Below are 14,453 nucleotides of genomic sequence, written 5' to 3'. Positions count from 1 at the left end.
ATCTCCTTCAGTTGCGATGATTGATTCAGGCTTGGGCGCTGCCGGGCACTGGTTCCGGCTCGACGCGCCGTTCGTCACGCTGAGACGCGAAGTTCAGCTTGAACACCATGATCAGTGCGGGGGTCAGGAACAGCTCGCAGAGCAGCCCCGAGAGAATCGACAGGAACCCGAGCTTGCCTAGATTCGCCAGGCCCGGAGAGCTGGCGATCGACATGATGCCGAAGCCGAGGCCGAGCACGAGCGATGTGAACACGATGCCCTGACCGCATTCCTTCACCGTGTCGCGCAGCGCCCTCCTGATGTCTCCATCCTTCAACACTTCGGCCCGGTACTGGCTGACGAAGTGAATGGTGTCGTCGACCGCAATGCCGACCACGATGGGCGCGAGCATCATGGTGTAGAAATCGATCGGGAAATCCAGCAGTCCGAGGATGCCGAGCACCAGGAACGACGGAATCAGGTTGGGCAGCAGCGAAATGAAGCCGGCTTTGAACGAGTTGAAGATGATCAGCAGGATCAACGAGATCACCAGCAGGCTCAGACCGAAGCTCTGCAGCTCGTTGGTCATGAGATAGTCGGCGGCCTGCAATCCCATCGAGAACAGACCGGTGATGGACACGGTCGCGTCGGGATAGGTCTTCTTGATGACGCCCAACGTGTCATTCACGTCCTGCTTCATTGCCGCGAACACATCGGTGTATTCGTTCGAGCCGAAGGTGCGCAGCGTGACGGTGATGTTGGCTTTACGGTAGTTCTCGCTGACGACCTTCTCGCGCTCCTCCGGATCCGCGGTGTTGAACATGAACAGCGTCTGCGACAGCTCCAGCTGGCTGTCCGGGATCTTGTACATCTCGGCACGGCCTTCGTTCTGCTTCTGATTGGCGTCCTTGACGATGTCTACGATGGAAGATGTCGTGACCACATATTTCTTGTAATCGGTCTGCAGCTTGCGCTGCATGGCTTCGACCGCTCGCAGCACCTCCGAATCCTGGAATCCGTTGTCCTTGCCCAGATCGACGTACAACGACACTCGCGCCGAGCCCGCCATCTGTTCATCGAGCAGCTTGATGCTGCGATAGAAGTTGGATTCCTTCGGATACTGGTCGTAGCTGGTGTAGTCGACCTTCACCTGGAACGCACCGTAGATGCAGATCGCAAGGATCACCGAGAACAGAGCGACGAAGGTTCGTGGGCGCTTCTCTACCACCGGCAGCACCTTATCGAGGCGCTTCTGCAGCGACAGGGCGAAGTTCGGCATGAGCCGTTGCAGGAGCGAAGAAAAACGGCCCGCATTGGCCTTCCTCACCTTCGGCACCGGCGCCCACAGATCCAGCAGCACCGGCAGCAGATAGAGCGTCAGGAACAATGCCACGACCACGCCCGTCGCCGACATGATGGAGAAATGTTTGATCGGCACCAGATTGGTGAACAACAGCGACAACATACCCGCCATGGCGGTGGTCGCGGTCAACAAGCAGGCCACGCCAGCTTTCTCGTAGGCCATTCGCACCGCGGCCTTGAAATCATGCCCTTCGTTACGGAAGAACAAGTACCCGGAGATGATGTGCACCACGTCCGCCATGCCCATGGTCAGGATCAGCAGAATGGTGAGCGTGACGAACGGCGTAGCTGCCAGGCCAGCCAGGCCAGCGATGCCCAGGGTCCAGATCGTGCTCAGGATGACGATCAGGAACGACCAGACCGCCGCCGATAAGGAACGAAACACCAGCAGCAGCGAGATCAGCATGATCACCAGCGCCGCCAGATACAGCACCGCGACTTCCTTGCCCATTTCCAGCTGGTGCTCGGATTCGATGGTGCTGCCGACCTTGTAGTACTCCAGGTGTTCGGCAAACTGGGGCTTCTCGAGGATGACCTTGAGCGCGGCGTTCAACGCCAGGTAATCCGCCGTATCGGTCGGCTTGAATCGCGGCGGCCCCTTCTTCTGCGTGCTGGAGGCGGCGGCGATTTCCTGCGCCATGTCGATGCTCATGCCCGAGGCGGGCTTCTCGTCCGAGTCCAGCGGAATGGCGCCGAAATCCGTCTTTATATAGATCGCCGCGTGCTGCATGTCCTTGGAAAAGAACTTCAGCGGGAAGTCGCGCTGTGACAGTGCCCGGCGCCGGATATCTTCCAGCGCCGCACGATCCGTCGGCACCGTATCTCCCACCAAGCCGCTGGACAGGAGAATGTCGTCCTTGACGGTCAGGATGAAAGCATTGATCAGGCAGTCCACATCCACGATGTGGTCGAGCGCGGACTCCTCACCCTCTTTCAGGTGTTTGTGGTAGTTCAGCAGCTCTTCGCGTATGCCCTGCACGGCCTGCAGCGACTGGGCGGAGAAAACATCGCCGTCCTTCGCCTTGTAGACGATGACGACGCCGTCCTCGCTGCCGAACTGCTCGTGGAACTCGTTGTATGCGATGAACGACGCGTCGTCCTGCTCGAACCAGCGCTCCAGCGTGAAGTCGAACTTCAGCTGCGTCAGTCCATAGCAGAAGACCGCCGTCGCCAGCGCAAAGAACGTCAGGACCAGCAGCTTGCGACGCTGCAGCCGTTCCGGCACATGAGTGATGTGCGCGGCAATCGCTTGCAATACTCTCTTCATGGCAGTCCTACATTGATTGAGGGCCCGCAATGGCTTGCGGGCGCGGAACGGAGCGAATGATCAGGCGCCCAGCGGAACGCCGGCGGGCGTGAACTTGAAGGAACGAACGCAGAACTTGCTGATCTTCACCAGCACCAGGCCCTGCTCGTTCGTGATCTGCAGGTTGAACTTCCGGACCTCGGCATTGCCTTGCGACTCCGCTCCGGCGGCCTCGACGTGCACGTAGCACGCTGGCGCCGTGGATCGCAGGATCTGCACTTCTTCGATCGCGAATGGCAGATACGGCACCGATGTTTCCACGCGACCGATCAGGCCAGACACCGTTTGCAGAGCGCCGTCGACAATGCTCGGATGGAGCACGTACTCGTCCAGGTCGCTCGCGAGCTCGTCCGGCAGACGCAGCCTCGACAGTGCGAACGAATCGCCGATGTACAGCTCCTGCACAGTGCGGAATGAAGGCCCGTAGCTCAGACCGGACTTCTCGACCTGGTCGTAGTAGCTCGCGCCGCCGATGCGCTTCGGACATTGCACCTTCAAGGATTCGATGGGCAGATGGGCTTCGAGCATCGACGGCTCGGCGCCATCAGCCTCGAACTGGACGATGCCTTCCGCGTGCACCACCTTTTCGTTGTTCTCACCGAACGACGTGATGGTGTACTGCGCCTCGCCATCGCCCGCCTGGAATGCGGTTTGAACCAGCTGCGACTCGGTGGAGAACATCAGCGGCTGAACCCACACCACATCCTTGATGCCGGTCACTCGGGCGGACGCGGCGATGGAACCGGCGGCTCGGGCGATCTCCAGGTAGCCCGCGCCGGGAAAGATCATTTCCTCGTTGACCTTGTGATCGCGCGCATAGAACTCGGTTGCTGACAGCAGCGAGCTGAAGCTCACCTCTTTCAACGTCGACGAGTTGTGCGAGACCAGCGGGTGCAGTCGTGTCTCGTTGGTCGCAATCGCCCGCGGCGTGTGTCGTGCGGACTGTGAGACCCAGTAGCGCTCCTTCGCGAATGGATAAGTCGGCAGGGAGACGCGCTTCGGCAGCTCGCCAGCGTACAAGTGGTCCCAATCGATCTCTTCGCCGGCGGACCACGCCTTTGCCAACGATTCGAGATCCCGACCGGCGACCTTCGACGGCTTCCTATTGGCTCGACCCGCTGCGACTGTGCCTCGGTAGACAGTTGCGGATGCGTTACCTCTCAGCGCTTGCTTCAGCTCCGTCACGTTCGTGACGATCAGCGCCAGTCGTTCTGTCATCGCCTCCCGGCCCACCTGCAAGGTGAAAGACAGCGCCGCCAGATCGATGTCGTCCGTCGCCTCGATGTGCTCGAGCAGTTGCTGCGCAGACTCCGCCAGGCGGTCCGGCGTCTTCGCTGACAGGACGACGAGATACGGGCCCGTCGCTCGTACACCATCTGTGGCGATCGGCGCTCGATGCTCCTCGAGCACCACGCAGGCGTTTACGCCACCCGCACCGAACGAGTTGATGAGTGCCCGGCGCGGTCGATCGTTCGAAGACAGCCACGGCGACAACCCGTGCTGCAAGTAACAGGGCGATGCCTCGAAGTCGATATTGGGATTGATCTCGTCCGAATGAAGGCTGGGAGCGAGCTGCCGATGCTTCATCTGCAGCAGGACCTTCGTGACGCCGGCAATGCCCGCGGCCGACTCGGCGTGACCCAGATTGGCCTTCACCGAACCCACCGGACAGAACTGACGCTGGTCCGTGTGCTTGCGAAAGGCTTGCGCCACGGCGGCGATTTCCAGGCTGTCGCCCAGCTGCGTCCCGGTCCCATGTCCCTCGATGTAACTGATCGACTCTGGATGGATGCGAGCCTTCTCCAGCGCACGGCCGATCACACTGGCCTGGGCGTTCGGGTTCGGCGCGGAATAGCCATTGGAGCGGCCGCTGTGATCGTAAGCGCTGCCCGCGATCACCGCGTAAACGTGATCGCCGTCTCTGAGCGCCTCACTCAGGGGCTTGAGCACGAGCGTGCCGACCGCTTCGCCAGGAACGAAGCCGTCGTCGCCTGCCCCATAGCTCCGGCACTTGCCTTCGGTCGCCAGCATGCGTCGGTCGCACAGCGAATGATACTTGGTGGGGTGCAGGTACAGATTCACACCGCCAGCGATGGCGACCCGGCACTCGCGATTGCGCAGGCTTTCGCACGCGAGGTGAATTGCCACGAGCGAGGACGAGCACGCCGTGTCGATGGGCATGCTCGGCCCCTGGAAGTCGAAGAAATAGGAAACACGGTTCGCAATGGACCAGGGCAGCGCGCTGGCAGATGCAACGTTGCCCTTGCCCCACTCGTCCGCCGCCAGCAGCTGATACGAATTGGTCGTGACGCCGACGAACACGCCCACGTCCGCACTCTTCGCTTTCGGGAAGCGCTTCTTCAAGCTGTCCCGCGTGTAACCAGCATCTTCCAGCGCCGCCCACACCGAGCTCAGGAACAGTCGTTCCTGCGGGTCGATGACGCTGGCCTCGGCCGGCGGAATGTTGAAGAACGGTGCATCGAACTTATCGACGTCGGCAAGGAACGCGCCGGACTTGCAATAGATCTTTCCAGCAGCGGCCTTGGCCGGATCGCTGTCGTAGAGCGCTTCGGCATCCCAGCGATCGGGCGGCACGGCGCCAACCAGATCTGCGCCATCGCGCAGGTGTCGCCAGTAATCCTCGAGATCGTTGCAACCGGGGTAGTAGCCGTGCACGCCGATGATGGCGATTTGTTCGTCCCTACTCGCTGCAGGTTGAGTTTCCTGCGGCGCCAGCTGAACCGTGGGCAGCACGGCCGGGGCGCCGCTCGCAACGCTTGCGCCAGAGAATTTCGACAGCGCACCCGCAGCCTCGCTGGCCAGATACTGGGCCAGCTCCTCGACGTTCTCTCTTTCGTAGAACAACGTTTTCGGCAACTCGCCCAGATCGCGGGCGAGCGCAGCGTTCAACCGCCCCACCACGACCGAATCGATGCCGAACGCGTCGAAGCGCTCCAGCGGATCGACCTGCTCGGCGGACAGCTTGATCTCGGCTCCAATGAGTCGCTGCAAGTACTCTCGCGCTTGCGACAGGAGATCGGCCGAGCTGGCCGCATGCCCGACCGGATTTGCTTCTTCACGCGTTTTCGCTTTCGTGAGCTGGGCACCGATCCTGGCTGCATCGCCGTAAAGCGCCACAGCTCTCGGGAGATCGGTGCGCAAGATATCCTCCCACAGCTGCAGGCCCTCTTCGGTCGGCAGCGGACTGAGGCCGGTTTGGGCCTGAGTGCGCTCCAGGTCCCCTTGCGACAAGGTCATGCCGCCTTCCATCCAGAACGGCCAGTCGATCGACAGCGTGCGACCCGAGCGTTCGAGGCGGCTTCGCAGCTCTTCTCGGTGCTCGGCAAACGCATCCATGAAGCTGTTGCCGTACGCATAGTCGCTCTGACCCGCATTGCCCCAGGTCGCTGCGACCGACGAGAAGGTCACGAACAGATCCAGCGGCTCGGCGCGGGTCGCCAAGTCGAGGTTTACCGTGCCGAGCACCTTCGCGCTCAGCACCGCATTCATCTCCTCGCGTGTCTTCTTGAGAATGAACGCGTCTTTGTTCACGCCGGCGGCGTGAATGACGCCATTGACGGCGCCGAAGCGCAGTTTCGTCGCCTGCACCGCGCGAGCAACGTCGTCCAACCTCGCAACGTCAGCCTGCACATACGCGATGTCCGGCTGATGAGCTTGCAGACGGCGCAGCTTGTTCGCTTGCGCAGCTGTGAGCGATGACCGCCCGAGCAGGACCAGCCGCGCGCCGAAGCGCTTGGCAAGGTACTCGCTGAACACGTATCCGAGCCCACCCAGCCCACCGGCGACGATGTAGACACCCCGCTGCTTCAGCGGCAGCTCGGTCGGGAGTGCGCGCATCGAAGTGTGGGGAACCAGCTCCTCGACGCTCCGAATGTAACGATGCGACTCATCGCGAGCTTGCTGATAGCTGACGGAAGTGACCGACCAGTTCTGTTCTTCCAGCTCATCGAGCACCAGCCGCGCGATCTGCGACGGATCGCTCGCGGCGGTTCGAATGTTCACTACCTTGCCGCGGTATTTGGGATTCTCCAGCGCCAGCGTCTTGAAGAACCCAGCCAGCGCGGCATTCCGTGCAGCCGGTATGCCCGACTCTCCCGCGTGCACCGATACGACTCTCACCGGCGACTGCTGTTTGTTTGCGAGCATCGCTTTGCACAGATTGAAGATCGAATGGAACCCGCCGGCATCCGCTGCGGTAAAGTTGTTCAGCACCTGCACCGGGAGCTGGTTGCGAGAGCTGAGGTTCTCCACCAGCTCCGAGAACTGCGCGCTGCGCTCAGGATCGAGCGTGAACCGATTTGCCGCCGTCTCTTCATACGAAGAGCCTGGCTGCAGGCGGACGAGCGTAAGATTCGCGTCGGCCGGAAGTTGCCCCTTCAGCGCCAGAAACAACTCGTCCGAGGTGTCCAGCAACAAAGTGGGGCCGGACAGTCGCGCAGTTCGATCGGACTGCGACAACGCTTCGACTTTCCAGCGTGGCGCGTAGATCAGTCGTTGCTTCTCTGCGGCCAGCGCCGCATTGCTTGACGCCATCGTGTCGACCGTGGACGTGCTCGCTCGCGTCGGTGCAGCCTCAGTCACGTTCGGCCAATAGCGGTCCTTGGCAAATGGATACGTCGGCAAGCCGATGCGACGCGGAGCCTTCTGCCCGGCGTAGCGCTTGCGCCAATCAACGTCCAATCCCTTGACCCAAAGGTCCAGCAGGCTGCTGAACTTGCCCTGCTCCAACCATCGGCCAATCGTGGCCTGCAAATCAGAGTCCGCACTGAAGAGCGCAAGCGCATCTTTGTCGCGGCCTGCTTGGCCGCGGTACAACTGCTCTACGTTTCTCTCGCCCGACGTGAAGCCACGGAGCTTCTCCACCAACTCCGCGACCGAGCCCGCCACCACACCCAAGCGCTCCTTGAATGTTTCTCTGCCCACTTGCAGCGTATATGCCACCGCAGCGAGATCGATCTCTTCCGCCCGTAGCAGGAACTCCAACAGATCCTTCGCCTTCTGCTCCAGTTGCGCCGGCGTCCTCGCGGACAGCACGACAGCAACATCTCCGGCAGCTGGCCGCTGCTGAATGTTCTTCACCGACGGCACATATTCTTCCAAGACCAGATGCGCATTGGTGCCGCTGAACCCGAACGAGCTGACACCGGCGCGCAACAGCGAGCCCGGCGGTGCATTCCACGCCTGCTGCTCTCGGCAGACATAGAACGGTGAGCTTTTGAAATCGAACAGCGTGTTCTCAGTCGTCAGGTTCAGGCTGGGCGCCAGCGAACGATGCCGCATCGACAACAGCACCTTCTGCACGCCCGCAACTCCTGCCGCGCCGGAAGTGTGTCCGATGTTTGTTTTGACCGAGCCGAGCGCGCAGAAATTCTGCTTCGCGGTCTTTTCGCCGAATACGGTCGCCAGCGCTTCCAGCTCGATGGGATCGCCCAGCTTCGTGCCGGTGCCGTGCGTCTCGACGTAGCTGATCGTCTCCGGATCGATCCGATACCTGGCGTATAGATCGCGCTCCAGCTCGATCTGGCTGCTGACGCTGGGTGCGGTAATGCCGTTGGTCTTGCCGTCCTGATTGATCGCCGAGCCGAGGATGACGCCGTGAATGAAATCGCCATCCGCTTCGGCATCTTCCAGGCGCTTCAGAACGACGGCCCCAACGCCCTCGCCCGGCACGAAGCCGTCGGCGGAGTCGTCGAATGTCTTGCACTGGCCATCCTTCGACAACATGCCCAACTGGCACATCGCCAGGTAGGAGTCAGGCGTCAGATACAGCGTGACGCCGCCGGCCAGCGCCATGTCGATCTCGCGATTCATCAACGCCTGGCAAGCCAGATGGATGGACACGAGCGACGACGAGCACGCGGTGTCGATCGGGATCGCTGGTCCCTTCAGATTCAGGTGATAGGCGATGCGCGCGGCGCCAATGGCGTAGCTCGTTCCAGTAGCGGCGGCGTTGATGGAGCTGTCCTTGGCGAGCAGCAACGAGTACTCGTTGCTCATGATCCCGAGATAGACACCGCACTTCACATTGCTGAGCGCCGTGTTCGAGTAGCCCGCGTCTTCGAATGCCCGATAGGCTTCCTGCATGAACAGCCGATGCTGTGGATCCATGGCCTGCGCCTCGGCGGGCGAGATCTGGAAGAACAGCGGATCGAAGCAGTCCACGTCCTCGAGCAGGCCGAGCCACTTGCAATACACCTTGCCTGGCTTGGTCGGATCGGCGTCGAAATAGTCATTCACGCGCCAGCGCGAGTTGGGAATTTCGACGATGGAATTTCTTCCTCGAGCCAGGTTGTCCCAGTACTGCCCCAGATTGTCCGCCTGCGGATATCTGCCAGACATGCCGACAACGGCGATCTTTCCGGACGGCGGCATGACCGTCTGCTGCGAAGAATCGACCACAGGCTCGGGTGTCCGATCGACGAGTTGCTCACGGCTGACTGTCGCAACAGACTTTGCGACCGATGTCGTTCGCTTCACGGCAATGCTGGCTGCCGGCACGGATGCTGGCTTCTCGACCGCGACAGGTTTCGCGATCGGCCTGGACACCGGTCTGGCAACCGCCGCCTGCTGAGCCAATTCCTTTGCGACAAAAGACGCCAGCTCCTTGATGTTCGGATAGTCGTACACACGAGTGGCGGCGAGCGACAGGCCATAGTGTTTGTTGATGACCTTCACCCACTCGACGCCAACGATGGAGTCCAGGCCCAGATCGACAAACGACTTCTCGCTGTCGACATCGGCCACGTCCATGTACAGCGCTTCGGCCAGGGTGGCGCTCAGTCTCCGCTGCAAGTCGCTCAGCGATGGCAGCGCTATCGGCGTGTCCACAGCGACGGAGTCGACCTGCGACTCGATGGCTTCGACGAGCTCGAACTCTTCGATGACCTCGATCTGCTCGGCCTGTTCGACCACAGCGGTCTGCTCGTGCCGCGGGGTTTGAGCGATTTGCTGAGCCTGCTCGGCCTGCTCCAGCGGGTCCGTCTGTTGGACCTGCTCGAGCATCGCGATCCGCGCGGTCGCTTGATCCGCATCGAGTTCCTGCAATCCGATCAACGCCACCGCCTTCGGTTTGCTCGCTGTCCCCACGGCGCCGCCGGCCGGTGCGCTGTCCAACTGAATCGACTTCGGCTTGGTCGCAGCCGCCGTCGCTGCCGACTGCAGCGCGCTCTTCACAACCTGCCCGACCGTCTCGATCCAATACTTCTCCTTCGCGAATGGATACGTCGGCAAGCTCACTCGACGCGGCGGCGTGTCGTAGAGCTTGGACCAGTTCAAGTCCAACCCCTTTGCCCACACGTCCAGCAACTTGGGCAGGTTCTTGCGCGCCAGCCACCTGTCGATCGTGTCCTGGAAGTCCGGATCCTCACTGAAGCCGGACAGCGTTTCCTTGTGATCCCTGATCCGCGCTTCGCACATTCCCTCAATGTCTGCACCGACGATATCCGTGCTCGACAGATACGCTTCCAACTTCTCGGCGAGTTGCGCGACTGTATCGACGATGAAGCCGAGGCGGATGTCCATCGCCTCTCGGCCTGCCTGCAGCGTGTACGCCATGCCAGCCAGATCAATCGACCCTTCCGGCTCGCGTGCACGAATGAAATCGAGCAAGTCGCGGGCACGCTGCTTCAGCTGATCCGCCGTTCTCGCAGAGAGCGGAATGATCACCGGCCCACGCACCGACTCGGTTCGGGCGGACGGCACGTACTCCTCGACCACGACGTGGGCGTTCGAACCACCGGCACCAAAGGAAGAAATGCCCGCGATCCGCGGCAGCGGCGTTCCCTCGCAGACCGGCTGTTCCCACGCTCGCAGCGCTTGATTGACCACGAACGGGGTGCGCTCGAAATCAATGTGCGGATTCAGGCGAGCCGAATGCAACGAAGGAACGAGCTGCCGATACTGCATTTGCAGCAGGACTTTCGTGAGGCCGGCAATACCAGCGGCAGACTCACAATGGCCGATATTCGACTTCGCTGATCCGACCGCGCAGGCGCTGCGCGATTCGTTTTGCGCCCTCTCTCGGCCGAGCTCGTCAAACGCCTTACTCAACGCCGCAATCTCGATGGGGTCGCCAAGCTTCGTGCCGGTGCCGTGCGCCTCGATGTACGAGACATGGCGAGGATCGGTGTTGGAGTCCGTCAATGCCTGGCGAATCACGCTCGCCTGAGCTTGCGGATTCGGCACGGTGTAGCCATTGGTCTTGCCGCCATGATTCAGGGCGCTGCCGCGGATGATGCCGTAGATGCGATCGCCATCTCGCTCGGCATCGGCCAGGCGCTTGAGCACCACCGCGCCCACACCCTCGCCGGGAATGTAACCATCGCCACCCTCGCCGAAACTCTGGCAATGGCCATCGCTGGAGATGAATTGCCCGGCGCTCAGCATCAGGTATTTGCTCGGATGAATGCTGACGTTCACACCGCCCGCAATCGCCACGTCCGTGCGCCCCTGCTTCAGATCCTGGCAAGCGAGGTGAATGGCAGTCAGCGAGGATGAGCACATCGTGTCCAGCGACATGCTGGGGCCGTGAAAATTCATCACCGACGAGACCCGATTCGCGATGCCGGCGAGACTGCCCGACAAGTTATATTCGCCATACATCACGCCGACGTAGACACCGACCTGGCCGGGCAGCCCGTGTGTGCGCGGTACCTGCAGAGAAGCACGTGTATAACCGGCATCTTCGACGGCCATCCACGCATGCTGAAGGAACAAACGTTCCTGCGGATCCATGAGCCGCGCCTCACGCGGCGAGATGCCAAAGAACAAAGGATCGAACTCGTCGACACCTGCGATGAATCCACCCCACTTGCTGTAGTGATAACCGGGCTTGGTGCGATCCTCGGTGTAATGCTCGCGCCAGCTCCAGCGCTGCTCCGGGACTTCGGTGATGCAGTCCTTGCCATCGCGCAGGTTGCGCCAATACGCCTCGACGTCGATGGACTCCGGATAACGTCCGCTCAAACCCACGATGGCAATCGGTCCGTTCGCCACTGAGAGGCTTGCAGCTTGGTTCGCCCGTTGCTCTTGGTGACGGAACCGCCGTGCCTTCCTCGACTTCTGCCTCCTCGGCTGCGCAACTGCGGAGGTAACCGCGGTCGGCTGAACGTTGGTTGCACGCTGCTCGACTTTACCGTCCGTGCTCTCAGCCGCGAACAGCTTCGCCAACTTGTCTGCATGACACTCGATGAGGTGTCGCGCCAGGTCACGCACGCTGCGATATTCGAAGAACAAAGTCTTGGGCAATGAGCCGAACGTGAGCTCGAGCTGATTGGTCAAGCTCATCGCCACGATGGAATCGATGCCGTACTGATCCAGCGGCGCGGCGGGGTCGATCTTCTGCGCCGGCAGCTTCAGCACCACCGAGAACTGCTTGCGCAGGAAGCTCTGCGTCTTGTCGATGAGGTTGCTCGAATCCACCGGCGCAGCCGCCGCGTTGCGCTCGGCGACTTCGGCGGAGATCTGCGGCTCGGCGAGGAATGCACGATGGATGCGCTCCGCGTCGCCCTCGACGACCAGCACCTGGCTGCGCTGTAACCTCAGGCACTCATGAAAAGCCCGCAGTCCGGTCTGCGTCTGCATCGGATGCATGCCCGTCGAGCGCTGCAAGGCCTGCAGGTGCTCAGGATCGATGGTCATTCCCCCGTCCTGCCACAGCGGCCAGTTGATCGAGAGGGTCCGGCCATGCCGCGCCTGCGCGGCGACCAGCCGATTTCGATGAGCGGCGAACTGATCCATGAAGCCGTTGGCCGCGGCGTAATCCGCCTGCCCTGGATTGCCGTGAACCGCAGCTCCGCCCGAGAACAGCACCAGGAAGTCCAGGCTGATGTCCTGAGTGGCGGCGTCCAGATTGACAGTGCCCGTCACCTTCGGCTCCAGCACGCGCGCGAAGGCATCCGGTGTTTTCTTCAGAATGAATGCGTCAGCGATCATTCCCGCACTGTGAATGATTCCATCGACGCGGCCGAACTCCTGCAGGATCGAGCCGAACAGGCCTTTGACTTGCTGCAGATCGCTGAGGTCCAGCTGGCGATAGAACGCCCGATTGGATAGCTGACGCAATGTTTCCTGGGTCGCGTCGCTGGCTGCAGATCGTCCCGTCAGGATGACCTTGGCGTCCGTCGTCTGCGCCAGGATCTCGCGCGCGAATATCAACCCCAGGCCACCGAGCCCTCCGGTGATGACATAGACGCCTCGATCCTTGAAAGTGACCGAGGGCTCTTGCGCATTCGAGGGCTCAACAGCGCGCCAACGCAACACCTCGGGCTTGCCATCTGCGAACTTAATGGCCGCCTGGTGCGGCAACGAGCGCGCCTCCCGCAACTGCCTCGCAAGTTCGACTGCAGAAACCGCAGGTGTCGTCACGACGAGCTGCCCGAGCAGGTTCGGATTCTCTTGCGTCGCTGTCTTCAGCAAGCCGGACAGGCCGGCAAAGATGAGATCCGAGTGTGCGATAACGACCTGCACATGCGCACGCTCTTTCAAACCTTGCAACAGCGAGCGCAACGTATCGAAACACGCAAGCGCTGCTTCGGTGTAGCGACTGGCCATCGATTGCCGAGCGCTCTTCCACTCGCGACAAGAAAACCGGTCCTCCGCCTTGCCGAGTTCGGCTTCCAACTGCGTCGCCGCCACGCCCGGAATGTCGCAGAGAATGACGTGCGTCTGAACGGGCCGGTAGTCGACCACCGCCGCACTCGCTGCTTGCCACTCCGGCACGGCGAGCACGCAAGCCGTTTCGACGTCCGCGCTCAACATCCGGGACGAGAAGCCACGCATGCTGACGCAGACATTCCCTTCGCTGTCGCACAGATCGATGTCCAGCTTGGCCACGCTGTCGCCAGGCCTGCTTCCCGGCGCAAAGCGAGCCCATGCGAACATCTCCGGCTGACAACCGGAGAACACTCGCAACGATTCCAGTGCGAACGGCACCGGCGGTTGTCCGGCTGCCCGAGTCAGATCGACGAACAGTCCCGAAGCGGCCTGGAGCACGCTGTCCATGAGGCTCGGGTGCAGCACATATTCGTCGCGGGCGCCCTGCACCGTTTCGGGCAGGCAAATCTCCACGAGCTGCTGCCGCTCACCCTGATGGATCGCCCGAATGCCTTGCTGCGCGGGGCCGAGGTCGATGCCGATTCCGGCAATTGCGGAATAGATGCTCGTCGCCTCCACGTGGCCCCGAGTCATTTGCGCTCGAAGCGCTTCGATGTCACATCGAGGCGGCCGCGCGCCATCGATCAGCAGCGCCTGGCCCTGGCAATGAATGACTTCATCCGACTCCGCGTCGCTATAGATTTCAAAATCGACTTGTTCCTGGCTGCCGCCCGCATCGACAGACAACGCCAGAGACACGTCCTTCCTGTCGTGCACGACAACGGGCTGGGCCCAGATGACATTGCGCAGCTCGAGCGTCTGCTCCGCTCGATCAGGGACGGCATCCGCGATCGCCGCCCGAATCATTTCCAGGTAAGCCACCGCGGGCAGCACCTTGTTTCCGTGCACCCGGTGATCGCGCAGGAAGAATTCCGAGCCGCTGAAACTGCTCGCATAGCTCTGCTGGGCAAGATCGGAGGTGTTCCTGTGCAGCAGCGGATGAAGCGCCGCTGTGCCGGCCGCGCTGGCGCGGCCGGAGAACTGATTGATCAGCGACAAAGCATGCCCCTTCGACAGGCGCTTGCTCTTCAACTCGCCGACCACGTATTCGATGAAATCGATCATTGGGCTGACTCTTCGTGCGATATCGGGCGCGACGCCGCCGATCCCCGGCGCGTCAGGAGGAGGAAGA

2 protein-coding genes are annotated in these 14,453 nt (G+C 61.6%); both read right to left on the bottom strand.

The genetic code is table 11. The features are described from left to right. Window positions 1-25: 25 nt before the first annotated feature. Complete coding sequence (locus EK373_RS17895; protein ID WP_129645086.1) at window positions 26-2,608, bottom strand: efflux RND transporter permease subunit; 2,583 nt, start codon at window positions 2,606-2,608, stop codon at window positions 26-28. A 60-nt stretch (window positions 2,609-2,668) separates the two neighbouring features. Next, window positions 2,669-14,386 carry an SDR family NAD(P)-dependent oxidoreductase gene (locus EK373_RS17890; protein ID WP_129645085.1) on the bottom strand — a complete coding sequence of 3,906 codons (11,718 nt, stop codon included), beginning with the start codon at window positions 14,384-14,386 and terminating at the stop codon, window positions 2,669-2,671. Window positions 14,387-14,453: the final 67 nt, after the last annotated feature.

It is taken from the genome of Peristeroidobacter agariperforans, assembly GCF_004138335.1.
Classification (GTDB): Bacteria; Pseudomonadota; Gammaproteobacteria; order Steroidobacterales; family Steroidobacteraceae; genus Steroidobacter; species Steroidobacter agariperforans.
The sequence above is the reverse complement of the archived record's forward strand: the minus strand, read 5'-3'. Positions and strand labels throughout refer to the sequence as shown.

What these genes read in the sequence shown, in the direction of transcription:
- EK373_RS17895 (WP_129645086.1), bottom strand. Translation starts at nt 2,608, where the DNA reads ATGAAGAGAGTATTGCAAGCGATTGCCGCGCACATCACTCATGTGCCG.
- EK373_RS17890 (WP_129645085.1), bottom strand. Translation starts at nt 14,386, where the DNA reads ATGATCGATTTCATCGAATACGTGGTCGGCGAGTTGAAGAGCAAGCGC.